The following is a 23,916-nucleotide window of genomic DNA, read 5'->3' as shown; positions in this document are numbered from 1 at the left end:
GGTGTCAGCCGCCGCAGGCGGCGAAGACGTAGGAGTCGGCAAGGACGCTGTAGCGGTCCCTGACCGTGACCTTGCCGGAAGGCACCTCGACCCGCACGACGGTCATCTTCGTCGGCCCGCTCTCCGGCACGTCCGCCAGGTGGAGCGTCACCTGGTTCTCGCCCGTCCAGTCGGCCTTCAGCACCTCGCCCTTGGGCAGCGTGAGCCGGATCTTCGCGGTGACCTGGTCCACCGCGCTGTCGTACAGGACCAGTGCGGGCTTCCCGCCCTGGATCACGTTGGCGGTCGTCGCGCCGTCGGCGGCCAGGGCGTAGGGGCCGTTGTAGGCGACGACCTGCGGCGGGGTCACCCGGCGCACCTGCTCGCCGCTGTCGCGGTAGACGGCCAGGTCGGTCACGGGCTCCTCGCCCTCGGAGGAGGTGAGCAGCTCGTCGGCGTCGCCGCTGAAGCCGGAGACCGCCTCGCCCCTTCCGGCCGAGCCGACCTGCGTGCCGCTCGCGGTGTCGAAGATCCGCGTCTTCTTCCCGGTGATCGCCGCGGCCAGCTTGGCGCCGTCGTCGGAGAGCAGGAGCGTCACGTCGTACTGCGCGACCCGCGGCAGCGCGTCGGCGGCCAGCAGCTTCACCCCGCCGCCGATCGTGCGGACGGCCAGGCGGCCGCGCTTGGTGAAGTAGGCGACGTGGCTGCCGTCGCCGCTGACCGCGATCGGCGCCACCTGGTAGCCCGAGGAGGTGCCGTCGGCGTGCCTGGCCACGGTCTGCGCGTCGCGCAGCGGCCGCTGCCCGCCGTCGTGCGTGACCAGCCGCCAGGGTCCGCACGGGCGCCGCTCGTCCTTCTTGTCGGCGCAGCCCTTCAGCGAGGCGTAGCGGACGGCGTCGTGGTCGTGCGGGCCCGCCTGCGCGGGGGCGGCCGGTGACAGGCTCAGGGCGAGGGCGCCCGCGGCCAGCGCGGCGGCGAACCTGGTCTTCATGGCCTTCACTCCCCCGCCAGCCGCGCGGCGTACCTGGCCGCGCTGATCGTGTAGTGGTCACGCTTGGTGAGCGTGCCCGCCGAGGTGTCCACGCCGGCCGACCACGCGTGCCCCGTGCCGCTCTCCCCCTGGTAGAACAGCACGCCGAGGCCGCCGTCGCGGTCGTAGGAGGCGACCGCGGGCACGTAGCCCTTGGGCGCCGCCAGCTTCAGCGAGGGACCCATCTCCCCGTTCGTCATGTCGTACTCGCGCAGCTTGGGCGGCTTGACCCCGTCGTAGTCGCCCGGGATGAGGGCGGCGGCGTTCCTGCCGTCGGCGGCCAGGGCGTACACGCCGGCCGCGCCGATGACCTGCGGCGGCGTGCGCCGCAGCGGCGGCCGGCCGTCGGTGTGGTGCACGACCAGCGCGGTGGTGTTGTCGGTGAGGTTGCGCGTGGCCAGCAGCTCGTCCCCGTCGGAGCTGAAGGCCTGCGGAACGTCGCCCGCCGGCAGGTTCACCGTCGCTCCCGTCCTGACGGTGACGATCTTGCCGGGCTTGTTGCCGTCGGTGTGGTCGATCGCGATCCGGTCGCCGTGCGGCGACAGGCGCAGCGTGAGGTCCATGCTTCCCGACGCCTTCGGGGTCAGGGACTTCGGCAGTGCGGTGACCCGGCCGCCCGCGGCGCGCCGTACGACCAGGCGGTGGTCGCTCGCGCGCAGGTAGCCGATCCAGCGGCCGTCACCGCTGACGGCGAACGGCGCCTCCTGGTACTGCGGGACGCCCTTTCCGTCGGCGGCCGCGGCCGCGGCGCCGGGCACGGTGACCGTGCGGCCGTCGCGCATGATCAGCCGCCACTGCCCGCACGGGTAGGAGACGTCCTGCTTGTCGGTGCAGGACTTGATCCATGCGGCCCTCACCTCGGGTGCCGCCCCGGTGTGCGCGGTGGCAGGTGTCGCGGCCCATCCGGCCGCCAGCAGCGCCGCGACGACCGTGGCGGCCGCTGAGCTGTGCCTCATCCTCGTCCTCCTTTCGCTCACAGGATTGGACCCGTGAGGAAGCAGGACAGTTGGTCACAGCTCGGCCACTATTCGCGCTGGAGGGGCCGCCGGCCGGCGAAGCCGAGTTCGTCGCGGTGGTACCAGCCCAGCTCGCGCTCGCCCTCGATCCAGCACAGGCCCACCGGCCGCCCGCCGATCACCGAAGGGAAGTCGAGCAGCACCGGCGCGATCCCCTTCACCTGCAGCCCGCGCTCGTGCCAGCCGCTGATGATCTCCTCGATCCGGGCCTCCAGGGCCTTCAGCTCGGCCAGGCCGCCCAGCGGGGAGACGCCTTCCTGCTCGCGGTCGTAGGCGATCTCGGCGAGGTCGGCGCGGGCGGCGACCAGCCGCCCGGCCTCGTCGAGGATTCCGGGCAGCATCGCGCGCGCCTCGTCGAGGGTGAAGGTCCGCTCCATGACCGCACGCTATCGGCTGGGGTCGTAGGCGTGGACGAGCAGTCGCTCGGCGTGGTCCAGATAGCCGGCGAGGAAGGCGGCCGCCTCGTCGGTGCGTCCCGCCTCGATGTGCTCGAGCAGCTCGCGGTTGAGCACGACGAACGGCTCGTGGAAGGCACGCGGGTTCTTCATCACGTGGAAGACCAGCCGCAGCTCGGCCAGTAGCTGCCGCATGGTCTCATCGAGCCTGGGGCTGCCGTTCATGGCGACCAGCGCCTGGTGGAAGCGGATGTTGGCGGTGCCGACGCCGCGCCAGTCGTCGGCCGCGGCCGACCTTTCGGCGTCGGCGACCGCCTCCCTGATGACCGCCAGCGCCGCCCCCGTGGGGCGCCGGCGCACCGCCGCGTCCTGGAGCACGCGGCGGACGCGGTAGAGGTCGGCCACGTCCTCGGCCGACAGCACGCGGACGAAGACGCCGCGGTTGAGCCGGTGGTCCAGCAGCCGCTCGTGCCCGAGCAGCCGGAAGGACTCGCGCAGCGTGTTGCGCGAGACGCCGAGCGCCTCGGAGATGGACTCCTCCGACAGCCGCTGCCCCGGCTCGAAGAACCCCTCGATGATGCGGTCGCGCAGGATGTCGGCCACCCGCTCCGCCGTGCTGGTACGCCCGAGCCTGGATCGCTCGCGCTCGAGATCCGCAACCGCGTCATCCACATGTAACAGACAATCACCCCACAAACCTCTTGTCGAATTGTTCAACGATCTTTACGTTGAGAGATACACCTACGAAAGGCGATGCGATGTCTGGCTCCCCCCAACAGACGCGGCGGGTGATCCTCGCCAGCCTGGTCGGCACGTCGCTGGAGTGGTACGACTTCTTCCTCTACACGACGGCGGCCACGCTGGTCTTCGGCAAGCTGTTCTTCCCGACGCTCGACCCGTTCAACGCCACGCTCGCCGCGCTGGCCTCCAACGCCGTCGCGTTCGTCGCCCGGCCGCTCGGCGGCGTCGTGTTCGGCCACTTCGGCGACCGCGTGGGACGCAAGACCGTCCTCGTCGTCACCCTTCTCATGATGGGCGTCGCCACGTTCCTCATCGGGGCGCTGCCCAGCTTCGACAGCGTCGGCATCCTGGCCCCGGTCCTGCTGGTCACCCTCCGCTTCATCCAGGGCCTCGGCCTGGGCGGCGAGTGGGGCGGCGCCGTCATCATGACCATGGAACACGGCGACCAGCGCCGCCGCGGCTTCAACGCCAGCTGGCCGCAGGTGGGCGTGCCCGCCGGTTACGTCCTGGCCACCGCCCTGCTGACCGTCCTGTCCCTGACGCTGACCAACGAGGCGTTCCTGTCGTGGGGGTGGCGGGTGCCGTTCCTGCTGTCGGGAGTCCTGGTGCTGGTCGGCTTCTGGGTACGGCGCCGCATCTCCGAATCCCCGCAGTTCGCCGAGATCGACACCAAGGGCGCGAAGGCCAAGATGCCGCTCCTGGAGGTCATCCGCACGCACCCGCGGGCGCTGCTGTCCGCCTTCGCCGCCCGCATCGGCGTGGACGTGGCCTTCTACACCTTCACCGCCTACATCCTCGTCTACATCACCACCACGCTGGGCATGGACCGCTCGGTCGGCCTCAACGCGGTGCTGATCGGCTCGGCGCTGCAGTTGTTCCTCATCCCGGCGTTCGGCGCCCTGTCGGACCGCGTCGGCCGCCGTACCGTGTACCTGGCCGGCGTCGTGGCCGCCGCCGTCTGGGTCTTCGCCTTCTTCCCGCTGCTGGAGACCCGGTCGTTCCCGCTGATCGCGCTCGCCGCCGTCGTCGCCCTGATCACCCACGCCGCCATGTACGGCCCGCAGGCCGCCTTCATCGCCGAACTCTTCAGCACACGGCTGCGCTACAGCGGCGCCTCCATGGGCTACCAGGTGGCCGGGATCGTCGGCGGCGCCCTGGCCCCGATCATCGCGCTGAAGCTCTTCGACACCTACAAGTCGACGCTGGCCGTGTCGATCTACGTGGTCGTCGCGCTGGCGATCACCGCGATCGGCCTGGCCATCGCGCCGTCCGCCCAGGACCAGGACGAACGGGTCGCCCAGCGGGCCTGAGCCACCGCGGAAGGGGCGCCGGGCGGCGGCTGCCAACGCCGCCCGGCATTCAGGGTCAGGCCGCGGTCTTCGCGCCGTGTCGCGCGGGCCGCCAGCCGCCCTTGAAGGCGGCCATCGACACCAGGAAGATCACCTGGCCGGCCAGGCCGACCAGCAACCACGCCCGCCAGCCGCCCCCGGCCACGACCTGCGGCGAGACGATCAGCAGTACCACGATCATGACCCGGACGACCATGCCCCAGATGCCCAGCGCCGCGCCCTGCAGCCGCGACTCCACATCTTCCGCGTCCTCGGAGAAGTTGGCCATCCAGGGCACGTACGCGACGCCCATGAACAGGAACATCAGCGCGTAGACGACGGTGATCTGGGTGGCGGAGACGGCGGAGCCGATCAGGCTGACGTAGTAGCCGAGCGCGGCGATCGTCAGGACCGTCCCCACCGCGGTGAACGGCTTACGCGTCTGCAGCCGGTCGGAGAAGCGGCCGACGACGATCACGGCCAGCGCGTTGAGGAGGATGCCGATGGCCACGACGCCGTTGGCGGCGGCGGTCTCCATCCCGAAGGCCTCGTTGAGGATGGTCGGGCCGAAGATCGCGAAGGTCCAGTACAGCACCTGCCAGGCGGTGTTGCCCAGCACGTGCGCCCACAGGTGCGGATGGCGGAACAGCTCGCGTACCCGGCCGGGATCGATCTTCTCCTCGACGCGGACCGCCGACTCGGCCCGCATGACCTGGGCGCGCAGGGCGGCCGACGGCTCGGCGATCTGCCAGATGATCACCGCGCACAGCACCAGCGAGACGACGCCCATGATGATCGCCTGCGACTGCCAGGCGTTGCCGAACATCGGCAGGGTCACGCTGGCGATCAGCGAGGCCAGGAAGGCGGCGCCGACCGGTCCCCACGTCCAGAACCCGAACGCCTGCGCCCGCCCCAGCCGCGGCGAGAAGTCGCGCACGAGCGAGGCGGTGATGGTGATCCCCGCGCCCTCGATGAAGAGCATCAGGCACCTGACCACGAACAGTCCCGTGGTCGTCTCGACGGTCGCCAGCAGGAAGTTGCAGGCGGCGGTGACGGTCAGGGTGGGCACGAGGATCGTGACGCGCCCCCACCGGTCCGACAGGATGCCGCCGAACCCGGCCGACAGGCCGCCTACGAGCACCGAGGCGGCCGCGATGAGGCCGTAGACCTCCAGCGTCATGCCGAGGTCCTGGCGCAGCAGGGGAAGGATGGTGGCGATCGTGGTCTCGAAGTTGGCGACCAGCGAGGCGAGCACGGCGATGGCCAGCAGGCGGATGCGGTTGCCGCCCACCGGATACACGTGCAGTTCGCGGACATAGAACGGCTTCATCCCAAGTCCTCCGGGGTTGAACTGTCGCTCTAGAACGCGTTTCTAGTTGCTTCACCCTGCTCTCATTCGTCACCATCCGTCAACATTCGCGAACGTCACGATGTGATCTCGATCACATTCGCCTCGTGATCGAATCGCAGCCCGGTTTCGTTACATGGATCGGCGAATACGCATAAAATGCGCGCCTGTGAGCCTGCCTGTACGTGAACGTTCCCCCCGGCCCGGTGGCGGCCGGCACCGTCGTCCGGTCCCCGCGTCGCTACCCCCGGACGCCCCCGTGCTCGTGCTCGCCTGTCCCGGCGGCACCGACGGACCCGCCGCCGACATCGCGGCCGTGGTGAGAGTCGACAACCCGCAGATCGAGGTACGCCTCACCGCCGTCACCGAGCTCTCCCAGGCCTTGACCGGCAGCCGGGCAAGCGTCGTCGTACCCCTGTTGACCTGGGACGATCCCACCGTCCTCGGCGAGATCGGGAAAGCCGTGGCCGCCAGCGGCGCCGAGGCCGCCGTCACCGAGGCGCTCGGCCCGCACCCGCTGCTGGCCGAGGCCCTGCACATCCGCCTCGCCGAGCGCGGCCTGGCCAGAGCCGACCGCGTGCGCCTGCTGAACGTCGGCAGCCCCGTCGACGCCGTCATCCTCGGCACGCTCGGCGGCGAGCGGGCCGTCGCGGCCGCCCAGCCCACCGCCGTGCTGCTGGCCTCCCGCCTGACGATGCCGGTGGTGGCCGCCTCACTCGACAGCGAGCCCGGCGTGGCCGTGGCCGCACAACGCCTGCGGGCGGCCGGCGCAGAACGCCTCGCCATCGCCCCGTGCGCCATCGACGCGCCCTCCGGCCTGGTCGAACAGGCCGCCACAGAGATCGGCGCCGGCCACGCCGACCTCCTGGGAGCGCACGGCGCGATCGCCGAACTTGTCGCCCGAGCTTACGGTAGTCAACTAGCGACTTGACAACACTTGTAAAGATCACTATATAGGCGTTAACGTCAGCGCATGCACTGCGTCAACGTCGTCGGCGAGCGTCTCGGGCTGCGGGACGTCACGCCTGCCGACATCGACGCCCTGCACGCCATCTACGGCAACCGCGCGGCCACCGAGCATCTGCCGTTCAATCCACGTTCCCTCGACGAGGTCGCCGGGATCGTCGAGGAAGCGATGGCCGCGGCAGCGACCGAACCCCGGCGCCTCTACCTCCTGGCCGTCACCGATCCCGACCATCACGGCGTGATCGGCGTCGCCCGCCTGCACGTCGAGGCCGACCACCCGCACAGCGCGGAGATCGGTCTCGGCCTGCGGCCCGACCAGTGGGGGCGCGGGATCGGGACCGACCTGATCAGGCTCCTGTTAGGTTTCGGCTTCCGGTCGCTGGGCCTGCACCGGATCTGGGGCGCGCGCGCACCGGCCAACATCCCGGCCCAGCTGGCGATGCTCACGGCGGGGATGATCGAAGAGGGCCGGATCCGGCACCACGTGCTCGCGCCCGACGGCTGGCGCGACTCCGTCGTCCACTCGGCCATTGTGGACGAATGGAACTCCCTCTACGTCTAGAGTGACGCCGATGTGGAACCACAACATCGCCTTCCACCCCTTCGTCCTGGCGAACGTCCCCGCGGACTGCGCACGAGCGCTGGACGTGGGCTGCGGAGACGGGTTGCTGGCCCGCAAACTGTCCGCCCTGTCCCGGCACGTCACCGGGGTGGACGTCTCCCCCGAGATGATCGCCGAGGCCCGCGCCACCGGCGGCCGCCCCGACTACCTCCAGGCCGACTTCCTGGCCAGTGACCTGCCCGAGTCGTCCTACGACTTCGTCACCACGGTCACCACCCTCCACCACATGGACTTCGAACCCGCCCTGACCGGGATGGCGCGCCTGCTGCGCCCCGGCGGCCGGCTCGTCGTCATCGGCATCGCCACCAACGCCACGCTCCTCGACTGGGTGATCGACGGGATGAGCGTGGTCAAGCACCAGATCGTCTCCCGCGTCCACGGCGGCGCCGAGCAGAAGACTCCCGTCGCCGCGCCCACGATGACCTGGTCCGCCGTCCGCCGCGAAGCCCTGACCCTGCTGCCCGGGGCACGGTGGCGACGGCACCTGCTGTGGCGGTACTCCCTCACCTGGACCAAACCGCTGCCAACACCGCCCCGCCCGGCGTGAGAATGTCAGTGCCGCCCCCTACGATGAGCGACCTCACGAAAGGGTGCCTGCCATGCTCGATTCGCTGATCGTGCCGCTGCTCGTCACGACGGACCTGCCGCCGGACGCCGACCTGGCCGAGTTCGGCGCGCTCCTGACGGAGACGGCGCGTGAGCTGCCCTACGACGCCTTCCTCGCCGGGAAGGTCTTCTGGCTGGACCGCCCCGTCCTGCCCCAGCAGCGGCCCGCCTCGGAAACCGAACTCCGCTTCGCGGCGATGCTCGGGTACGCGGCCGCCTCGGGCACCGGGCACGAAACCCGCCAGGTCGTCGCCGACGTACGGCGAGCCGCCACGTCGGCCATCGCCTCCCGCTACGGCAACGGCGCCGCCGCCCCGGCCGTCTTCGCCATCAGGGAGCGCGACATCCGCGAACGCACCCCCGGCACCGCCCTCTACGTCGACACCCGCGACGCCACCCCCGACCTCATCACCGCCACCCGCGCCTACCTCTAACCCAGGCGCCCCTTCCACGACCGCCCAACCCCTCCTCCGGACACCGCGCCCGGCGCCCGGGCCGAGCGGGCCGACCGCCTTGCGCGCCCTCGCCCCGGACGCGCGTCTCCGGGCACCACGCACACGACACCCGGGACAGGCGGCCAGCCCACCTTGTGTGCCCCCACCACCCCGCGACGCCTCCGGGACGAGGGCTTCACCCGGACGCCGCACACGCCGCGTGCGGGCGGGCGTGCCGCCGTACGGGCCACCGTCACCCGCAGCACGTTCGGGCAGGTTGGGGCGCTTTGTGACCACCTGGGCCGCGTCCGCAGACCGCCCCGCAGGCCGCCGCCTCTCGACGGACCACCCCGCGCAGGGCTATGTGGCCGGTGTGCCGGGCAGGGAGCCCTGGACGATGGCTTGGGCGACCTCGTGGACGCCTTCCCTGGTGATCGACTCGGGCGGAGCCGTGACCAGGGTGAACAGCGCGCCCGCGTACAGCGTGATCAGGGTCGCGACCCTGTCCCGTGGGATGGGCAGGGCGAGGTCGGCGTGGTGGCCGGCGGTCAGGCGCAGGGCGGTGGCCCGCATACCGGCCAGAGCCGGGGCCATGGCCGGGCGGCGGACGGCCTCCAGCTGGAGTTCGAAGATCGCAAGATAGCGGGTACGGAGCACGGTCGCCGCCCCGAACAGCGACTCCGCCAGCAGGTCGACGGTCTGCCCGATGCCGTCGGCGGAGACCTCGGCCAGCCGGGTGGCCTCGGCCATGTCGGCCAGGTGCAGCTCGCTGACGCGCTCCGCCACGGCCAGCAGCAACGCCTCTCTGGTGCGGAAGTAGTTCGAGGCGGTGCCCTGGGGCAGCCCGGCGGCCTGCTCGACCGCGCGGTGGGTCAGCCCGTGCGCCCCGGACCCGGCGAGGAGTTCGATGGCGGCGTCGGTCAGGGCCCTGCGACGGCCGGGGTTGGTCGGCGGCATGCGGCCATGGTAGCGGCACCCGTACTAGGACGATCGTAGTAGGCAGACAAGGCCTTGGACCTCTGTCCCAGGTCGCCCCGGGGGGATTAAGGTGATCTGTCATGGAGCGTTCTAGACGGCGGCGGCGGTGGGTGGCCGGCCTGCTGGGGATGGCCGTGCTGGCCGGCGGGTGCTCGCTGGGCACCGGCGACGACCGGAGCCGTGCCGAGGAACTGGCGGGCAAGCTCTACCCGGGGCAGCTGAAGGTGATCGGGGCGCGCAACCTGTTCCCCGAGACCAACGGGTCGGAGATCACGTTCGCGCTGACCGGCGACCCCGACACCGTCGTACGCCTGAGGATCGACGCGAAGAAGGGCACCTGCGACCGCAAGCCGTGCGAGAGCCAGCTCGCGGCGGCGGTGCAGAAGGGCAAGGACCTCGGGGAGAACTGGCGGCGGCTGGCGGCGGGGTTCCAGAGGTGCGGGCACCCCATCATCGCCGCCGACACGCCGCTGTCGGAGGTCTGGATCGAGGCGGCCCCCACGAACGCGACCATCGCGTCGTTCCTCGGCACGGTACGCGGGTGCCTGGCCACGGACAGGGCGCTCGCGGTGAACTTCGCCACTCCCGCCGTCGCCGCCAAACGCCCCCGTGGCGGGGAGGGGCTGCCGACGTTTCTGCGGATGACCGAGACGAAGGTGCTCGCGGCGCTGTCCAGAGAGCCCTATCTGGTCGCCTCCTACTCGCCGGCCAACGAGCCGTCCGCGCGGATCGTACGGCCCTTCGACCAGCGGCAGGAGTTCGAGAAGCGGGCACGGGCGGGCGCGACCGAGTGGCTGGCCGCCAACCGTCCCGGCGCGATGGTCGGCGGCGTGGTCGGGCTGTGGCGCCTGCGGCCGGGCCGCGTGGACCGGCTCATGGGGTACGTGCTGTTCTGCGACACCCGGCAGGCCAAGTGCCAGGGCGACGAGGCCTTGGCGATGACGGTGGATCCGCAGGGCAACCCGGTCGGTGACATGCGCGTGCTGGAGGACGTCAGGGACCAGGGCGGCGTCCTTCGCCTGCCCGCCGGCACCTAGGGGAGCACGGCGGTGGCCTCGACCTCGACCAGCAGGTCGGGCTCGCCGAGCGCCGCCACGCCCAGCAGCGTGATCGGCTTGACCGGGTCGACGCCCAGCTTGGCCGCGGCCCGCGCGACGCCCTCGCCCAGCAGCGGCATCTTGTCGGGCGTCCAGTCCACGACGTAGACGGTGAGCTTGGCGACGTCGTCGAAGCTGCCGCCGACGCCGGCGAGCGCGGTGGCGATGTTGAGGTAGGACTGCTCGACCTGGGCGGCGAGGTCGCCCTCCCCCACCTTCGAGCCGTCGGCGTCGCGGGCGACCTGCCCGGCGAGGAAGACGAGCCGCGAGCCGGTCGCGACGGAGAGCTGACGGTAGACGTCGGGCTTGGGCAGCCCGTCGGGGTTGTGCAAGGTAACGGCCATGTCCCGTAACATAACATAGCTATGCTATGTATGCTAGACGGCATGCCAAGGATGAAGGACCCGGCGGTTCGCTCACTCCTGATCGACCGGGCGGCGCACATGCTGCGGACCCGGCAGCCGGTCACACTCCGCTCCCTCGTCGAGGGCACCGGCGTCTCCACCATGGCCGTCTACACCCATTTCGGCGGCATGGACGGCCTGTGGTCGGCGACGCGGCAGGAGGGGTTCACCCGGCTGGCCGCCCGGCTCTCGGCGGTCGTGCTGACCGACGACCCGGTCCGCGACCTGGCCGCGCTCGGCGCCGCCTACACCGCCGCCGCGCTCGGCGACCCCGATCTCTACCGGGTCATGTTCGACGCCGGCTTCGAGCTGGAGGACGCCGCCGCGGCGGACGCCTCCCTCCACATGCTCGTCAGCGCGGCCGGGCGGGCCACGGAGGAGGGCCGCTTCCGCCCCGGCACCGACCCGCTGGAGCTGGCCACGCGCTGCTGGGTCATCGGCCACGGGCTGACCTCACTGGTCGCCACCGGGCCGTTGCCGCCGGAGGCGCTGGGGCACGCCGTACCCCTGCTGACCGCGCTGTTCGTCAGCGCGGGTGACGAGCGGGACCGCTGCCACCGCTCCGTCGCGGCGGGCTGGGGTCAATCACCTTAAGGGACATACACGGACATGCCATTACCCGCCCGCGGGGAGGGTGACGGGCATGAAGATCGCAATGGTGGGCCTGGGCCGGATGGGCGCGAACATGACGCGCCGGATCATGCGCGCCGGCCACGAGTGCGTGGTGTTCGACCACGCCCCCGCCGCCGTCCAGGCCCTGGCCGCCGAGGGCGCCCAGGGGACCGCCTCGATCGAGGATCTGGTACGCGCGCTGCCGGCCCCCAGAGTCGTCTGGCTGATGCTGCCCGCCGCCGTCACCGGTCAGGCGGCGCAGACGTTGTTCGGCCTGCTGGAGCCGGGCGACGTGGTCATCGACGGCGGCAACTCCTACTACCGCGACGACGTGGACCGCGCGCGGGCGGCCGGGGCGCGGGGCATCCACTACGTGGACGTGGGCACCAGCGGCGGCGTCTGGGGCCTGGATCGCGGCTACTGCCTGATGGTCGGCGGCGACGACGAGGCGGTGAAGCTGGTCGAGCCGGTCCTCGTCGCGCTGGCGCCGGGGGCGGACGCGGCGGGCCGTACCCCCGGACGGACGGGTGAGCCGTCGCCGGCCGAGCTGGGCTGGCTGCACTGCGGGCCGCCCGGAGCGGGACACTTCGTGAAGATGGTCCACAACGGCATCGAGTACGCCATCATGGCCGCCTACGCCGAGGGGCTGAGCGTGCTCGGCGGCGCGGGGGCGGGCCGGCACGTGCGTGAGGCGGACGCCGAGACGGCGCCGCTGCGCGAACCGCAGTACTACCAGTACGACGGGATCGACCTGGCCGAGGTGGCCGAGGTGTGGCGGCGCGGCAGCGTGATCGGCTCGTGGCTGCTCGACCTGACCGCCGCCGCGCTGCACGCCGACCCGGACCTGGAGCGGTTCGCCGGCCGGGTGTCGGACTCGGGAGAGGGGCGCTGGACGAGCATCGCCGCCATCGAGGAGGGCGTGCCCTCCCCCGTCCTGACCGCCGCGCTCTACAGCCGCTTCGCCTCGCAGGGGGCGGCGCTGTTCGCCGGGAAGGTGCAGTCCGCCCAGCGCAAGGGGTTCGGCGGTCACGACGAGAAGGACGAGGTCAGGCCGGGGTGAGCTCCACGAAGGACACCCCGGGCATGGGCAGGTCGAACTCCAGCGTCAGCGCGCCGGACACCCGGGCGGGCGGGGTCAGCTCGTCCAGGGTGTTCGCCGAGGCCAGTTCCTCCCACTGGCCGCCGGCGGGCCAGTCGCCGCCGCCCATCGCCTGCCACACCGCCCTGATGTTGGAGTGGCGCTCGTCGATGCGCTGATGGGTCACCACGTGCTCGCCCGCCAGTCCCGGGATCGACAGCGTGACCGTGCGGGCCAGCTCGGCGGCGCCGTCGGCCTGGGCCTGGTTGAGCGTGCCGTTCCAGATCAGGACGCCGATCCGGCCGTCGCCGTGGCGGGCCGCCCACACCTCCACGCCACCGGCGTCGCCCTCGGCGCGCGCGGCCAGCTCCTCCTCGCCCAGCCGGTGGGCCAGGGTGAGCGCGTGGTAGCGGGGCTTGCGCAGGTTGCCGACGGTCAGCAGGCCGAAGCCGCCGTGGAACAGGCGCGGCGGACGGCCGAGCTCCTCGAAGTGGTCGGAGGCCACCCAGTGCGACAGCGCCTCGATCCGGCCCGCGACCGCCTTCATGCCGTGCAGCAGGAACGTCGCGCCGAACGGGCCGTCGCCGATGCCGTGGAAGTGCGTCGGCGTGGGGCCCCACTCAGTCCACCAGATCGGCACGCCCTCCCGGCCGTGCCTGGCCAGGGCGGGCCGCCAGTCGAGAGGGGCGTTGCCGTAGGTGTGCGTGGAGACGAAGTCGAGCGCGGCGCCGGACTCGGCCACGTGCGCGAGCAGCTCCTCGACCCAGCCGTTGGCGGCCGAGGAGGGGCCGCCGACGCGCAGGTCCGGGTGGACGTTCTTCACCGCCGCCGCCGTCACGTCGTAGAGCAGGAAGTACTCCTCCGGCGTGCCGGACCAGAACACGGCCAGGTTGGCCTCGTTCCAGACCTCGAACGACCAGCGATCGATGAGCTCCTGGATGCCGTAGCGCTCGGCCAGGTGCTCCACCAGGGCCCTGACCAGGTCGCTCCACGCCTCGAAGTCCTTGGGCGGTGAGATGATCGCCTCGTAGCCGAAGACCGTCCTGGACGGATCGGTGGCCAGGTCGCGCGGCATGTAGCCGAGCTCCACGACCGGCCGCAGCCCGAACTCCATGATCGTGTCGTAGACCCGGTCGACCCGCGTGAAGTCGTAGACCGCCGTGCCGTCGACCTCCTTGTACACCCCCAGGTCGTCGCAGAGGATGGCATGGGCCCGGACGCTCTCCATGCCGAACTCCTCCCGCATCGTCCGCAGCGCCGCCGTCAGCTCGGCCCCGATGGGACGGCCGCCGGTGGTGTCCCCGGACAGCATGTGGGACAGGTGCTCGGAGCCGATCATGGCGGTCCAGGGGCGCGGCAGCGCGCGGGTGACGCGGCCGGCCTCGACCACGACCGTGACGGCGGCCGGGCCCTGCTCCGGCGCCGCCCGCACCGGAGCCGAGAAGGCGCCGGTCACCTCCATGGCGGCGATCGCCGCCACCGTGTAGGCGGCGGGACCCTGTCCGGTGTCGACATAGCGGCACTCCGGGACGGCGGGCACGTCGACGTCGGGCTGTTTGACCGACTCTCCGTCCCGGTGCACCAGGTACCCGATGGCGCCCGGTACCGGCTCCCAGGTCAGCGTCACGTGCCCGGCGCCGGGATCCGCCCGCAGCCCCTCAGGGGCCGGCAGCCGGATCTCGCCGACGGGTGTGACCTCCCCCGAGGCCTGGTAGACACGTTCCTGCCAGTCACGGCGTGCGGCATCGGCCGTACTCATCGAGATTGGTTTCCTCTTCTACTGGGAGACAGGCGGGACGCCCTCGACGTCCCATTCTTCGAGCCCCATCACCGGACGGAGCTTCGCCTCGACGGCGGGCGTGCCGAAGTAGCGGCGCATGTTGTCGCGAGCGAGCACGTTGCCCAGGGCGGCCATGACCATCCCCTGGTCCAGCGCCAGGTACCACTTCGACACCACGCCCGACCTGACCGCGACGGCGTCGTAGAAGCCGCCGGGCCCATAGGCGTCGAAGTTCTTCTTCAGCCCGGCCAGGTTCTCCATGGCCGCCTTCTTCGCGTACGGCAGAGCCAGGAAGCCGGCATGCGGCGTGACGATCCCGTCACCGTAGGCGGCCGGTTCCGGCTGGGCGGGGCGGCAGCCCTCGTAGCCGGGGTCGGTCGCGGTGCGTTCCCTGTCGGTGGTGTAGCCGGCGGCGTCCATGCCGAGCGGGTCCACGCCGTACTCGCGGTAGCCGCCGTGCGGGTCGTTGGAGGGCGAGAAGCCCCAGTAGCCGTACCTGGCCTCGCGCAGGCCGTGCTCGATCTGGGCCTGGACGAACACCGGGTGGTTGCGGCCCCAGCTGCGCGGCGCCCACTTCGACTCGGGCACCACCAGGTCGGGCATCAGCTCTTCGAACATCGAGCCGCCCCAGTTGGGGACGTAGCGCATGCCGCGGTAGCCGTACGTGCCTTCCCAGACCTTGACGCCCAGGTGCTCCTTCCAGGAGCCGACCGGTTTCTGGTCCTGCCAGGCCCAGTCGCAGGCGTTGTCGGGGAAGGTGCGGTAGATGCCGAAGTAGTGCTCGCGCGGGACCTGGCCGAGGGCGATGCCGACGTAGGTGGCGATGCGGGTCTCGGCGGGCGCGCCGTAGTGGTGGCAGGTGGAGTAGACGACGGTGCCGGTGCCGGCGTAGTCGCTCTCGACCGAGCAGCCTTCCGGCTTCTCCGGTGAGAAGCCGCCGCGCAGCAGGCCGGTGCCGGCGTCGGGGCGGGCGGCGGGGTCGTAGTAGGAGGCGAAGTTCATGGAGCGGGCCAGGCGGCCGGCCTTGCCGGCGTGCTGCGGCATGGCCTTGGGGATCATCATGAGCGCGGTGGCCAGCCAGCCGTTGTCGACGCTGGAGGCGAAGAGCTGGATGGGGTTGCCGCTGTCGGGCCAGACGCGCACGAGCTTGAGCGTGGCCGGGTCGTACCAGTTGTAGAACTGGCCGGTGGGGGTGTTGCGCTCCAGCTTCTCCAGCGCGTCCAGGACCCTGGCCACGCGTCTGGAGGCGTCGCCGGAGCCGATGAGGCCGAGGTCGCGGGCGGTGAGCGTGCTCCAGACGTAGGTGGCGATGTTGGTGGGCGAGGTGACCTTGGCCCGGGTGCGCAGGTCGCCGGTGACCTTGTCGGCGGGCAGGCCGGTGGCGGGCTCGACCATGGCGTTCATGGAGCGCCACGTGTCCTTGGCGTACTTGTAGAGGGTTAAGTCGGGGTTCGTCACGTGCGTGGGGGTGGCGGCCAGCAGGCCCGCCATGAGGGTGTTGAGCAGCATTCCGGGTGCTCCTTACTTGATGCCGGAGGTGGCGATTCCCTGGATGAAGAAGCGCTGCAGGAAGACGAAGAGGATGAGGATCGGCGCGATGACGATCACCGATCCGGCGACCAGCAGGTTGTAGTGGGTGCCTTCGGCGAAGTTGAGGATGTTGAGCGCGACCGGGAGGGTGTAGAGGTCCTCGGACTGCGCGACCACCGCGGGCCACAGGAAGTTGTTCCAGGCGCCGAGGAAGGTGATCAGGCCGAGCGTGGCCATCGCCGGCTTGCACAGGGGCAGGACGATCCTGAAGAAGATCCGGAACTCGCCCGCGCCGTCCACGCGCGCGGCGTGGATCAGCTCGTCGGGCAGGTCGGCGATGAACTGGCGCATCAGGAAGACGCCCAGCGGGTTGACCAGTCCCGGCAGGATGATGCCGAGGAAGGTGTTGACCATGCCGAGCTTCGCGATCAGGACGAACTGCGGCATCATGAGCACGATCGCCGGGACCGCCATCTGGGCCAGGACCAGGGCGAAGACGACGTTCTTGCCGCGGAAGTTCGTTTTGGCGAAGCCGTACCCGACCATGGAGCCGAACAGCAGGTTGCCCGCCACGATGGCCAGCGCCACGATCATGGAGTTCAAGAACGCCTGCCCGATGTGCACGCGTTCGAGGAGTTCGGCGTAGTTGCCCAGCGTCCAGGTCTCGGGCAGGAACGTCGGCGGGTCGCGCCTGATCTCCGGCTCGGGCTTGAACGAGCTCAGCCCGGCCCAGAGGAACGGCCCGATCACCAGGAGCAGGCCGGTGGCGAGCCCGATGTAGGTGACCACGTGCTGCCCGCGGGTGCGCTTCACCGCGACCTCCCGATCCTGAGCTGCAGCACCGCGAGCGCGATGATCACCGTGAACAGCACGGTGGCCGCGGCGCCGGCGTAGCCGTAGTTGCCGACTCCGAACTGCTTCCAGATGGCGAGCGACACCGACAGCGTCGAGTTGAGCGGCCCGCCGCCGGTCATGACCAGCGGCTCCTCCATGAACTGCAGGAAGCCGACGGTGCTGTAGATGGTGCAGAACAGGATCACCGGCCGCAGCTGCGGCACCGTGACCGACCAGAACCGCTGCCACCGCCCGGCCCCGTCGACCTCCGCCGCCTCGTACAGCTCGCGCGGGATGCCCTGGAGCGCGGCCAGGAAGACGACCATGTCGAAGCCGAACCCGCGCCAGGCCGTCATCACGATGATGGACGGCAGCGCCGTACGCTGGTCCTGCAGCCAGGCCGGCCCCTGGACGCCGACCAGTTCCAGCAGCCGGTTGACCAGTCCGGCCTCGGGCTCCAGCAGAAACTTCCAGGCGACCGCGATGCCGATGATGCTGGTGATGTGCGGCAGGTAGTAGCCGAGCCGGAAGAAGGCGGCCGGCAGCCGTCCGATCCCCGAGTTGAGCGCGACCGCCGCGGCCAGGCCCAGCCCGATCGTCAGCGGCAGGCAGACCACGACGAACACGAGCGTGTTGACCGCCGCCTTGACCATGGCCTCGTCCTGGGCCAGGCGGATGTAGTTCCGCACACCGACGGGGTCGACGCCGAGCACGTCGGCCACGTCGGTGCTGCGGAAGTCGGTGAAGCTCATCCCGAGGCCGGCCAGCAGCGGCCCGAGGTAGAACACGACGAACATGAGCAGGAACGGCAGCACGAACACCCAGCCGAGCCCGGTCCTCCGAGCGTGGATCATGACTACAGGCCGGTGCCGATCGCGTCGGCCTGCGCCTGGATGGCCTTGGCCGCCTGCTCGGGCGTGGACTTGCCGAGCGCGAGCTTCTCCAGCTCACCCTCCATGACCTTGGCCAGCTGCTCCCAGGTCGGGTAGGGCGGCGGCGTCTTGGCGTCCTTCAGCTGCTCGCCGAAGATCTTCAGCTGCGGGTCCGCGGTCAGCTCGGGCTCCTGCCAGGCCGACTGTACGGCCGGCAGCGCCTTCACCGTCGTGTACCACTTGGCCTGCACCTTGGGTTCGCTCAGCCACTGGACGAACTTCCACGCCGCGTCCCGGTTCCGCGCCTTCTTGAACACCACCAGGTCGGATCCGCCGACGAAGCTGGTGCCGCTGACCGGCCCCTTCGGGTACGGCACGACGTCGAACTTGTCCTTGAACCCCGCTCCCCCGTCGTTGTTGAGCACCCCGGCCATCCAGGGCCCGGAGACGAAGCCGCCGACCTCGCCCTTGATGAAGTTCTGCGGGAAGCCGCCCTTCGGGGTGTCGTTGGGCGCCAGCTTCTCCTGGAACAACGAGGCGTACTGCTTCAGCCCCGTGATCGCCTCAGGCGTGTCGAAGGTGTACTTGCCGTCCTTGACGATCTCCCCGCCGGCCTGCCAGATGAGCGGGACCATCTCCTGCCAGGAGCCCTCGGTGTAGCCCTGGTTGAAGCCCTTCTTGGCGCCGCCCTTGTCCTGGAGCGCCTTGATGAACGTCTTCCACTCCGCCCACGTCTTCGGCGGCTCGACGCCGGCCTTCTCGGCCTGGTCCTTGCGGTAGTAGAGGACGCGGGTCTCGACGTACCACGGCACGCCGTACGCGGTGCCGTTGACGTCGACCGTCTGCCAGGCGCCGGGGAAGAACGCGGCCTTGTCGATGAGGTTGCCGGGCGTGGGCTCCAGCGCGCCGGTCTTGGACAGCTCGCCCGCCCAGGTCGAGCCGATCATGCTCACGTCGGGGGTGGCGGATCCGGCGATCGCCGAGGTGATCTTGTCGTGGGCGACGTCCCAGCCCATCGGGGTCACGTTGACCTTCACGCCGGGGTTGGCGGACTCGAAGTCCTTCGCGAACGCGCCCAGCGCCTTGCCCTCCTCACCGATGGCCCAGACCGTGACCTCGCCCGCGACCTTGCCGGCGGCGACGTCCTTGGCCTGTTCCGGCGCCTTGTTCGCCTCGCGCCCGCATCCCGCGGCCAGGATCGCCAGCGCCAGCAGGCCGGCGGCCGAGCGCCTGGTGGTGGTGTTCATCGGGGTTCCTCCTGGGGGTGATGACCGCAGCTGGAACGGATCACCAGCTCGGTGGTCAGAGTGAGGTGGTTCGGGGTGGAGCGGGCCGCGGTGATCAGCTCGTCGAGCGCGCGGGCCGCGCGGGCGCCGAGCTCGCGCATCGGCTGCCTGATGGTGGTCAGCGCCGGGCGGGCGTGGCGGGCGGCCATGATGTCGTCCCAGCCGGTGACGGCCACGTCATCCGGTACGGCGAGGCCCAGTTCCTCGGCGGCGAGCAGCGCGCCGAGCGCCACCTCGTCGTCGGAGCAGATGATGGCCCGCGGCCGGTCGCCGGACCTGAGCAGGCGCAGTGCCGCCTGGTGGCCGTCGTCCACGGTGTAGTGGCCGGTGGGCACCGCCTCGATGGCGGCGCCGAGCACCGAACGCACGCCCTGCCAGCGCTCGTCCACGTCGTCGCCGGTGACCAGCGGCGCGCCGAGGAAGGCGAAGCGCTCGTAGCCGTGCAGGGCCAGGTGCTCGGCCAGCAGCCGGGCCGAGGCGGTGTTCTCCGCGCGCAGGGTGTCGGCTCCGGCCAGCGGCTCGCGCGAGACGAACACCAGCGGCATCCCCACCTGGATCAGCTCGGCGATGACGTCGTCCGGCGCGGTGTGGCCGAAGATCAGCAGCCCGTCCACGCGCCCGGCCAGATCCTTGACCAGGTCCCGCACCCGCGTACGCCCGGTCGTGGACAGGATGAGCACGGAGCGGCCGAGTTCGGAGGCGACCTCCTCATAGCCGAGCAGGACCTCGGTGTAGTAGGGGCCGGACAGATTGGGGAAGACGATCCCGTTGGCGGCGTGGCGGCCCTCGGCCAGGCTGACGCCGAGCCTGCTGGGCGTGAAGTTGAGCTCTTCCACGGCCTTGAGCACCTTCTCGCGCGTCTTCGACGCCACGGGACCGGTGCCGCGCAGCGTTCGCGACACCGTCGCGATCGACACCCCTGCCCGCTGGGCCACCTCGTAGATCGTCACGTCCATCGTCTGTCTCCCTCGCTGTGTAAGCGGTTACACACAACCTCGTGTAAGCGCTTACAGGAAAGGAGTGTGCCAGCCGCGTCAACTTCTCGTACAGACCCCGGCGAGTAACGGTGAGGTCACGCCGCCGCGGGTAGGTGCGATCACATGCTGTACGGCAAGGAACACGTCGAGAGATACCAGCAGACCGGCGGGGCCGAGGGCCACGACTGGAACGGCACCACGGTCCTGCTCCTGACCACCCGCGGCCGCAGGTCGGGCCGCCCCTACACCACCCCGCTCATCTACCAGAGGTACGGCGACGCCTACACGGTGGTCGCCTCCAACGGCGGCGCCACGGACCATCCCGACTGGTACGCCAACCTGCTGGCGGACCCGGAGGCCGAGGTGCAGGTCAAGGACCGGCTCTTCAAGGCGCGGGCCAGGACCGCCACCGACGAGGAGAAGCCCGGGATGTGGGGCGCCATGACCAGGGTCTGGCCCGACTACGACAACTACCAGCAAAAGACCGACCGCCCGATCCCGGTGGTCGTGCTCGAACCCGTCACCTGACGGCCGCCTCCACCACGCCGGTGGCCCGCGCGAACCGCTCCACCTCCTCGCGCGGGACGGCCCCGGTCAGGAGCACCGAGGTGGCCAGCCGGAAGACGAGCGCCCGAGCCACCATGCGGGCCCCGCCGTCCACCTGCTCGACCAGCGCGGGATCGGCCCCGTGGTAGAGGAGGCCGTCGGCGACGATCACCGCCTCCGCGTCGCCGGCGCGGAAGCCCTCTCCCCGGCCGCCGTCGGTCGGGCGGGCGGGTCCCGCGAGCCCGAAGGCGGCCAGCACGTCGTCAGAAGGTCGCATCCCGCCATCGTGGCCTAGAACGTGACCAGCGGCGCTCCGAAGGTGTCGGCGACGAAATTGACGAAGAAGAAGCCGAAGAACAGGAAGTTCAGGACAAGGATCACGTAGTGCCACGGGCGCGGGCGGGCCGGGCGCGGCAGCCTGCTGTTGAGGTAGATGAGCATGAACGGGTAGATGAGCGCGCCCAGGTTGGACAGGTTGGCCGACCACTCCACGAGGCCGACCGGCAGCGCCAGATGGATGACGATCGAGATGATCACGAGCAGCACGATCATGAACGGGTAGTAGAAGCGCCGTGGGTCGCCCTCGATCAGCGCGCGCAGGCGCGGGCTGGTGGCGTGGGCGGCGTCGGTGGTCACGCGGACCATCGCCTCGAAGATGCCGAGTTGCGTCGAGAAGAGGATCAGCACGCCGAGCACGAGCGCGACGTAGAAGAGCGCGCGGCCGTACTCGTCGCCGAGCGCGGCGGCCACGAACGTCGGGACGTTGGCCCGGGTGGGCTTCTCCCCCGACAGGGCCACGGCCTGGGCCATCAGGATCGTGGGCAGCAGCATGCCCAGCATGGCGCCGACGAAGAAGACGCCCCACATGTCCGTCAGCAGCAGCCGGTACCAGCGGCGCCACAGGCCGCGGTTGCGGTCGTCGTCGGGGAAGGTGACGCCGCTGGCCAGGATCTCCTTGCGGCCGCCGCGCAGGCCGGAGATGAAGCCTGCGCGAAAGCCCATGCCGTAGCCCTTGTCGCGGTAGTGGCCCATCACGTACCAGTTGAGGCCCGAGGCCAGCGCGGTGAACCCGGCCAGCGCGCCGAGTTGCGTGGCGGTGATGCCGGCGGGCGGCGCGGCCGGGGTGAAGAAGCCGCGGATGCCCTCCCACCACAGCGAGAACGGCACCACGAACAGGTCGATCGCCAGCAGGCCGAGCAGGATCGCGCCGACCATCACCCAGTTGGCCAGTTCGAGGGCGCGGCTGATGCGGCGGGCCGAGGCGGCGATGACGAAGACCAGGACGAGCAGGGCGATGGCCCACAACCGCGGTTCCTCGGCGCCGGCCGGGGCGATCGTGCCGTGGACGAGGGCGTAGACGCCCTGACCGGCGGAGGCGGCCCAGCCGCCCGCGATGAACGCGAAGATCACCACGAGCACGGACAGCGGCACCCACAGGAACCAGCCCGGCGGCACCCGGCCCCACCCCACGACCGGGGTCTCGCCGGTGGCCAGCACGTACCGGGAGCACTCGACGTTGTAGAACGTCTGCAGCAGCGCGGAGACCAGGATGACCCAGCCGACGCCGACGAAGCCGTACTGGCCGACGTTGAGGGGACCGAGCAGCCACTCGCCGCTGCCGATGGAGATGCCGAGGGCGATCAGGCTCGGGCCGACCGCGTACTTGACCAGCTCCTTCGGCCCGATACGGGCGACCTTGAAGACCTCTTCCGGAGTGGGCAGGTCGGCGACGGTGAGATCGGGGCGGCTGACTCCGAGGGGATGCGTCATGGCAGGCCTCCTGGTTTTCAGGGTGATCCCGAACCCCGAGGCGGACAAGACCCATTTGGCCGTATGGAACCGCGGTCGCCGGGTCGTTCGTTGGCCCGGCATGGCTGACATCCCCTATGACCGGAAAGAACAGTTCAAGCAGATCGAGAGTGGCCTGATGCCCGGCGAGCAGATCATCGCCGTCTACGACGCGATCGGGGCGGGCACCGGCTTCCTCGGGCTGACCGACCGGCGGGTGATCGTCCAGGACAAGTCGTTCGTGGGCAAGCGGATCGCGATCACGAGCATCCCGTACAGCAAGATCTCAGCGGTGAGCGTGGTCAGCAACAAGTCGTTCGCGGGCAGCTTCTTCTCCTCGGGGGCGATCGCCATCCACGTCGGGACGCACACCTACGAGGTGGACTTCCGCGGCGACAACAAGGCCCACCACGTGCACAACGTCATCCTCCACCACATCTCCCGCTGACGTCGGCTCACACCAGGGACGAGTACAGATCCAGGGTGCGGGTGGCGATGTGTCCCCAGGAGAAGTGCTCGACGGCCCTGGCCCGGCCGGCCAGGCCCAGGTCGCGCGCGCGGCCCGGGTCGGCGAGGACGGCGTTGACACGCTCGGCGAGGTCGGCGGCGAAGCGATCGGGGTCGTGGGGCTCGCCGTCGGGGCCGCCGGAGAGGGGGACGAGCAGGCCGGTCTCGCCGTCGGCCACGACCTCGGGGATGCCGCCGGTGGCGGTGGCCACCACGGCGGTCTCGCAGGCCATGGCCTCCAGGTTGACGATGCCCATCGGCTCGTACACCGACGGGCACACGAACACCCGGGCGTGCGTGAGCAGCTGGATGACCTCGGGCTTGGGCAGCATCTCGGAGATCCAGACGACGCCGTCGCGGGCCCCGGCCAGGCCCTCGACCAGGCCGGTGACCTCGGCGGCGATCTCGGGTGTGTCGGGCGCGCCCGCGCACAGCACGATCTGCGCGCCCGGCGCGAAGGACCGCGCCGCGCGCAGGAGGTGGACCAGCCCCTTCTGGCGGGTGATCCGGCCCACGAAGATCACGTACGGCCGCGCGGGGTCGATGCCGTGCTTTTTCAGGACGTCGAGGCCCGGGTCCGGCGCGTACTCGACGGTGTCGATGCCGTTGTGGATCACGCTCACCCGGTCGGGCCCGATCTCGGGATAGGCGGCGAGCACGTCGGCGCGCATGCCCTCCGACACCGCGATCACCGCGTCGGCCGAGGCCAGGGCGGTGCGCTCGGCCCAGGAGGAGACCGTGTAGCCGCCGCCGAGCTGCTCGGCCTTCCACGGCCGCAACGGCTCCAGGCTGTGAGTGGTGACGACGTGGGGCAGGCCGTAGAGCATCTTGGCCAGGTGGCCGGCGAAGTTCGCGTACCAGGTGTGGGAGTGCACGACGGACGCCCCCTCGCAGGCGGCGGCCATCTCCAGGTCGACGCCCAGCACCTGCAGCGCCGCGTTGGCCGTCTCCAGCCCGCCCGGCACCCGGTAGGCGGACACGCCGGGCTCCTGGCGGGCCGCGCCGAAGCAGCGCACCCGCACGTCGGCCAGCCGGCGCAGCTCGCGGGCCAGGTATTCCATGTGGACTCCGGCTCCGCCGTAGACCTCCGGCGGATACTCCCGGCTGAGCAGATCGACGCGCACGGAGCCCACCTTAACCAAGGTCGGCGGCAGGACGCAGC

At 70.9% G+C, this 23,916-nt stretch carries 26 protein-coding genes; 10 read left to right on the top strand and 16 right to left on the bottom strand.

Annotation, left to right across the window (positions count from 1 at the left end):
• Window positions 1-4: 4 nt before the first annotated feature.
• The 4 genes from ACIBI5_RS05675 to ACIBI5_RS05660 all read right to left on the bottom strand — a co-directional run bounded on the left by ACIBI5_RS05675 (window position 5) and on the right by ACIBI5_RS05660 (window position 3,092).
• The gene (locus ACIBI5_RS05675) at window positions 5-970 is read right to left on the bottom strand and encodes a hypothetical protein (RefSeq protein ID WP_397243506.1); all 966 of its coding nucleotides are present in this window, start codon (window positions 968-970) and stop codon (window positions 5-7) included.
• 5 nt (window positions 971-975) lie between these two features.
• The gene (locus ACIBI5_RS05670) at window positions 976-1,965 is read right to left on the bottom strand and encodes a hypothetical protein (RefSeq protein WP_397243504.1); all 990 of its coding nucleotides are present in this window, start codon (window positions 1,963-1,965) and stop codon (window positions 976-978) included.
• Between the two features lie 68 nt (window positions 1,966-2,033).
• Window positions 2,034-2,402 carry a DUF2203 domain-containing protein gene (locus tag ACIBI5_RS05665; RefSeq protein WP_397243502.1) on the bottom strand — a complete coding sequence of 123 codons (369 nt, stop codon included), beginning with the start codon at window positions 2,400-2,402 and terminating at the stop codon, window positions 2,034-2,036.
• Between the two features lie 9 nt (window positions 2,403-2,411).
• Window positions 2,412-3,092, bottom strand: coding sequence for a GntR family transcriptional regulator (locus ACIBI5_RS05660; protein WP_397243500.1), 681 nt, complete (start codon window positions 3,090-3,092; stop codon window positions 2,412-2,414).
• Between the two features lie 86 nt (window positions 3,093-3,178).
• Between ACIBI5_RS05660 and ACIBI5_RS05655 the strand changes: the two genes are divergently transcribed.
• On the top strand, window positions 3,179-4,471 hold the full coding sequence (locus ACIBI5_RS05655) for an MFS transporter (RefSeq protein ID WP_397243498.1): 1,293 nt from the start codon (window positions 3,179-3,181) through the stop codon (window positions 4,469-4,471).
• A 55-nt stretch (window positions 4,472-4,526) separates the two neighbouring features.
• On the opposite strand, the gene ACIBI5_RS05650 is transcribed toward ACIBI5_RS05655, so the two are convergent.
• Window positions 4,527-5,819, bottom strand: coding sequence for an MFS transporter (locus tag ACIBI5_RS05650; protein ID WP_397243496.1), 1,293 nt, complete (start codon window positions 5,817-5,819; stop codon window positions 4,527-4,529).
• Window positions 5,820-6,006: 187 nt separating this feature from the next.
• On the opposite strand from ACIBI5_RS05650, the gene ACIBI5_RS05645 reads away from it, so the two are divergent.
• The 4 genes from ACIBI5_RS05645 to ACIBI5_RS05630 are packed head-to-tail and all read left to right on the top strand — an operon-like array spanning window position 6,007 to window position 8,465.
• Window positions 6,007-6,768: a sirohydrochlorin chelatase gene (locus ACIBI5_RS05645; protein ID WP_397243494.1), complete on the top strand. Its 762-nt coding sequence runs from the start codon at window positions 6,007-6,009 to the stop codon at window positions 6,766-6,768.
• Window positions 6,769-6,810: 42 nt separating this feature from the next.
• The gene (locus ACIBI5_RS05640) at window positions 6,811-7,365 is read left to right on the top strand and encodes a GNAT family N-acetyltransferase (protein WP_379633141.1); all 555 of its coding nucleotides are present in this window, start codon (window positions 6,811-6,813) and stop codon (window positions 7,363-7,365) included.
• Window positions 7,366-7,375: 10 nt separating this feature from the next.
• Entirely contained in the window at window positions 7,376-7,972 is a 597-nt protein-coding gene (locus ACIBI5_RS05635; RefSeq protein ID WP_397243492.1) for a class I SAM-dependent methyltransferase, read from the top strand.
• 52 nt (window positions 7,973-8,024) lie between these two features.
• Entirely contained in the window at window positions 8,025-8,465 is a 441-nt protein-coding gene (locus tag ACIBI5_RS05630; protein ID WP_397243490.1) for a hypothetical protein, read from the top strand.
• A 360-nt stretch (window positions 8,466-8,825) separates the two neighbouring features.
• Here the strand turns inward: ACIBI5_RS05630 and ACIBI5_RS05625 are convergent, their stop codons facing one another.
• Window positions 8,826-9,422: a TetR/AcrR family transcriptional regulator gene (locus ACIBI5_RS05625; protein ID WP_397243488.1), complete on the bottom strand. Its 597-nt coding sequence runs from the start codon at window positions 9,420-9,422 to the stop codon at window positions 8,826-8,828.
• A 101-nt stretch (window positions 9,423-9,523) separates the two neighbouring features.
• Here ACIBI5_RS05625 and ACIBI5_RS05620 point away from each other — a divergent pair, with 101 nt between their 5' ends.
• Window positions 9,524-10,480, top strand: coding sequence for an SCO7460 family lipoprotein (locus ACIBI5_RS05620; RefSeq protein WP_397243486.1), 957 nt, complete (start codon window positions 9,524-9,526; stop codon window positions 10,478-10,480).
• Here the strand turns inward: ACIBI5_RS05620 and ACIBI5_RS05615 are convergent.
• Window positions 10,477-10,884: a RidA family protein gene (locus ACIBI5_RS05615; RefSeq protein WP_397243484.1), complete on the bottom strand. Its 408-nt coding sequence runs from the start codon at window positions 10,882-10,884 to the stop codon at window positions 10,477-10,479. The two genes, ACIBI5_RS05620 and ACIBI5_RS05615, sit on opposite strands and share 4 nt — an antisense overlap.
• A 42-nt stretch (window positions 10,885-10,926) precedes the next feature.
• Between ACIBI5_RS05615 and ACIBI5_RS05610 the strand changes: the two genes are divergently transcribed.
• A complete protein-coding gene (locus tag ACIBI5_RS05610; protein ID WP_397243482.1) occupies window positions 10,927-11,538 on the top strand; it encodes a TetR/AcrR family transcriptional regulator in 612 nt (203 codons plus the stop codon).
• A gap of 49 nt (window positions 11,539-11,587) precedes the next feature.
• Window positions 11,588-12,616: a phosphogluconate dehydrogenase (NAD(+)-dependent, decarboxylating) gene (gene gnd, locus ACIBI5_RS05605; protein ID WP_397243480.1), complete on the top strand. Its 1,029-nt coding sequence runs from the start codon at window positions 11,588-11,590 to the stop codon at window positions 12,614-12,616.
• On the opposite strand, the gene ACIBI5_RS05600 is transcribed toward gnd, so the two are convergent.
• The 6 genes from ACIBI5_RS05600 to ACIBI5_RS05575 are packed head-to-tail and all read right to left on the bottom strand — an operon-like array spanning window position 12,603 to window position 19,892.
• Entirely contained in the window at window positions 12,603-14,393 is a 1,791-nt protein-coding gene (locus ACIBI5_RS05600; RefSeq protein ID WP_397243478.1) for a hypothetical protein, read from the bottom strand. The two genes, gnd and ACIBI5_RS05600, sit on opposite strands and share 14 nt — an antisense overlap.
• Window positions 14,394-14,411: 18 nt before the next feature.
• A complete protein-coding gene (locus tag ACIBI5_RS05595; RefSeq protein ID WP_397243476.1) occupies window positions 14,412-15,923 on the bottom strand; it encodes a glucoamylase family protein in 1,512 nt (503 codons plus the stop codon).
• Between the two features lie 12 nt (window positions 15,924-15,935).
• The gene (locus tag ACIBI5_RS05590) at window positions 15,936-16,757 is read right to left on the bottom strand and encodes a carbohydrate ABC transporter permease (protein WP_397243474.1); all 822 of its coding nucleotides are present in this window, start codon (window positions 16,755-16,757) and stop codon (window positions 15,936-15,938) included.
• The gene (locus tag ACIBI5_RS05585; RefSeq protein ID WP_397243472.1) at window positions 16,754-17,632 is read right to left on the bottom strand and encodes a carbohydrate ABC transporter permease; all 879 of its coding nucleotides are present in this window, start codon (window positions 17,630-17,632) and stop codon (window positions 16,754-16,756) included. Before ACIBI5_RS05585 ends, ACIBI5_RS05590 begins: the two co-directional genes overlap by 4 nt.
• 2 nt (window positions 17,633-17,634) lie before the next feature.
• The gene (locus ACIBI5_RS05580; RefSeq protein ID WP_397243470.1) at window positions 17,635-18,897 is read right to left on the bottom strand and encodes a sugar ABC transporter substrate-binding protein; all 1,263 of its coding nucleotides are present in this window, start codon (window positions 18,895-18,897) and stop codon (window positions 17,635-17,637) included.
• Complete coding sequence (locus tag ACIBI5_RS05575) at window positions 18,894-19,892, bottom strand: LacI family DNA-binding transcriptional regulator (RefSeq protein WP_397243468.1); 999 nt, start codon at window positions 19,890-19,892, stop codon at window positions 18,894-18,896. The genes ACIBI5_RS05580 and ACIBI5_RS05575 overlap by 4 nt, the downstream gene beginning before the upstream one ends.
• A gap of 144 nt (window positions 19,893-20,036) precedes the next feature.
• Between ACIBI5_RS05575 and ACIBI5_RS05570 the strand changes: the two genes are divergently transcribed.
• Window positions 20,037-20,441, top strand: coding sequence for a nitroreductase family deazaflavin-dependent oxidoreductase (locus ACIBI5_RS05570; protein WP_397243466.1), 405 nt, complete (start codon window positions 20,037-20,039; stop codon window positions 20,439-20,441).
• Here the strand turns inward: ACIBI5_RS05570 and ACIBI5_RS05565 are convergent.
• Window positions 20,434-20,736: a hypothetical protein gene (locus tag ACIBI5_RS05565; RefSeq protein WP_397243464.1), complete on the bottom strand. Its 303-nt coding sequence runs from the start codon at window positions 20,734-20,736 to the stop codon at window positions 20,434-20,436. The genes ACIBI5_RS05570 and ACIBI5_RS05565 overlap by 8 nt on opposite strands.
• Window positions 20,737-20,750: 14 nt before the next feature.
• Window positions 20,751-22,229, bottom strand: a complete 1,479-nt coding sequence (locus tag ACIBI5_RS05560) for an Nramp family divalent metal transporter (RefSeq protein WP_397243462.1) — start codon at window positions 22,227-22,229, stop codon at window positions 20,751-20,753.
• Between the two features lie 100 nt (window positions 22,230-22,329).
• On the opposite strand from ACIBI5_RS05560, the gene ACIBI5_RS05555 reads away from it, so the two are divergent.
• Window positions 22,330-22,695 carry a PH domain-containing protein gene (locus ACIBI5_RS05555; RefSeq protein WP_397243460.1) on the top strand — a complete coding sequence of 122 codons (366 nt, stop codon included), beginning with the start codon at window positions 22,330-22,332 and terminating at the stop codon, window positions 22,693-22,695.
• Window positions 22,696-22,702: 7 nt separating this feature from the next.
• Here ACIBI5_RS05555 and glgA read toward each other — a convergent pair whose 3' ends face one another.
• Window positions 22,703-23,878, bottom strand: coding sequence for a glycogen synthase (glgA, locus tag ACIBI5_RS05550; protein ID WP_397243458.1), 1,176 nt, complete (start codon window positions 23,876-23,878; stop codon window positions 22,703-22,705).
• Window positions 23,879-23,916: the final 38 nt, after the last annotated feature.

It is taken from the genome of Nonomuraea sp. NPDC050540 (assembly GCF_044457485.1).
Lineage (GTDB): Bacteria > Actinomycetota > Actinomycetes > Streptosporangiales > Streptosporangiaceae > Nonomuraea.
This window is presented reverse-complemented; position numbering and strand designations above follow the sequence as displayed.

Excerpts from the sequence above, each read along its gene's own strand:
- ACIBI5_RS05675 (WP_397243506.1), bottom strand. The coding sequence starts at position 970 with ATGAAGACCAGGTTCGCCGCCGCGCTGGCCGCGGGCGCCCTCGCCCTG.
- ACIBI5_RS05670 (WP_397243504.1), bottom strand. The coding sequence starts at position 1,965 with ATGAGGCACAGCTCAGCGGCCGCCACGGTCGTCGCGGCGCTGCTGGCG.
- ACIBI5_RS05665 (WP_397243502.1), bottom strand. The coding sequence starts at position 2,402 with ATGGAGCGGACCTTCACCCTCGACGAGGCGCGCGCGATGCTGCCCGGA.
- ACIBI5_RS05655 (WP_397243498.1), top strand. The coding sequence starts at position 3,179 with ATGTCTGGCTCCCCCCAACAGACGCGGCGGGTGATCCTCGCCAGCCTG.
- ACIBI5_RS05650 (WP_397243496.1), bottom strand. The coding sequence starts at position 5,819 with ATGAAGCCGTTCTATGTCCGCGAACTGCACGTGTATCCGGTGGGCGGC.
- ACIBI5_RS05640 (WP_379633141.1), top strand. The coding sequence starts at position 6,811 with ATGCACTGCGTCAACGTCGTCGGCGAGCGTCTCGGGCTGCGGGACGTC.
- ACIBI5_RS05635 (WP_397243492.1), top strand. The coding sequence starts at position 7,376 with ATGTGGAACCACAACATCGCCTTCCACCCCTTCGTCCTGGCGAACGTC.
- ACIBI5_RS05630 (WP_397243490.1), top strand. The coding sequence starts at position 8,025 with ATGCTCGATTCGCTGATCGTGCCGCTGCTCGTCACGACGGACCTGCCG.
- ACIBI5_RS05625 (WP_397243488.1), bottom strand. The coding sequence starts at position 9,422 with ATGCCGCCGACCAACCCCGGCCGTCGCAGGGCCCTGACCGACGCCGCC.
- ACIBI5_RS05620 (WP_397243486.1), top strand. The coding sequence starts at position 9,524 with ATGGAGCGTTCTAGACGGCGGCGGCGGTGGGTGGCCGGCCTGCTGGGG.
- ACIBI5_RS05615 (WP_397243484.1), bottom strand. The coding sequence starts at position 10,884 with ATGGCCGTTACCTTGCACAACCCCGACGGGCTGCCCAAGCCCGACGTC.
- ACIBI5_RS05610 (WP_397243482.1), top strand. The coding sequence starts at position 10,927 with ATGCCAAGGATGAAGGACCCGGCGGTTCGCTCACTCCTGATCGACCGG.
- gnd (WP_397243480.1), top strand. The coding sequence starts at position 11,588 with ATGAAGATCGCAATGGTGGGCCTGGGCCGGATGGGCGCGAACATGACG.
- ACIBI5_RS05600 (WP_397243478.1), bottom strand. The coding sequence starts at position 14,393 with ATGAGTACGGCCGATGCCGCACGCCGTGACTGGCAGGAACGTGTCTAC.
- ACIBI5_RS05595 (WP_397243476.1), bottom strand. The coding sequence starts at position 15,923 with ATGCTGCTCAACACCCTCATGGCGGGCCTGCTGGCCGCCACCCCCACG.
- ACIBI5_RS05585 (WP_397243472.1), bottom strand. The coding sequence starts at position 17,632 with ATGATCCACGCTCGGAGGACCGGGCTCGGCTGGGTGTTCGTGCTGCCG.
- ACIBI5_RS05580 (WP_397243470.1), bottom strand. The coding sequence starts at position 18,897 with ATGAACACCACCACCAGGCGCTCGGCCGCCGGCCTGCTGGCGCTGGCG.
- ACIBI5_RS05575 (WP_397243468.1), bottom strand. The coding sequence starts at position 19,892 with ATGGACGTGACGATCTACGAGGTGGCCCAGCGGGCAGGGGTGTCGATC.
- ACIBI5_RS05570 (WP_397243466.1), top strand. The coding sequence starts at position 20,037 with ATGCTGTACGGCAAGGAACACGTCGAGAGATACCAGCAGACCGGCGGG.
- ACIBI5_RS05565 (WP_397243464.1), bottom strand. The coding sequence starts at position 20,736 with ATGCGACCTTCTGACGACGTGCTGGCCGCCTTCGGGCTCGCGGGACCC.
- ACIBI5_RS05560 (WP_397243462.1), bottom strand. The coding sequence starts at position 22,229 with ATGACGCATCCCCTCGGAGTCAGCCGCCCCGATCTCACCGTCGCCGAC.
- ACIBI5_RS05555 (WP_397243460.1), top strand. The coding sequence starts at position 22,330 with ATGGCTGACATCCCCTATGACCGGAAAGAACAGTTCAAGCAGATCGAG.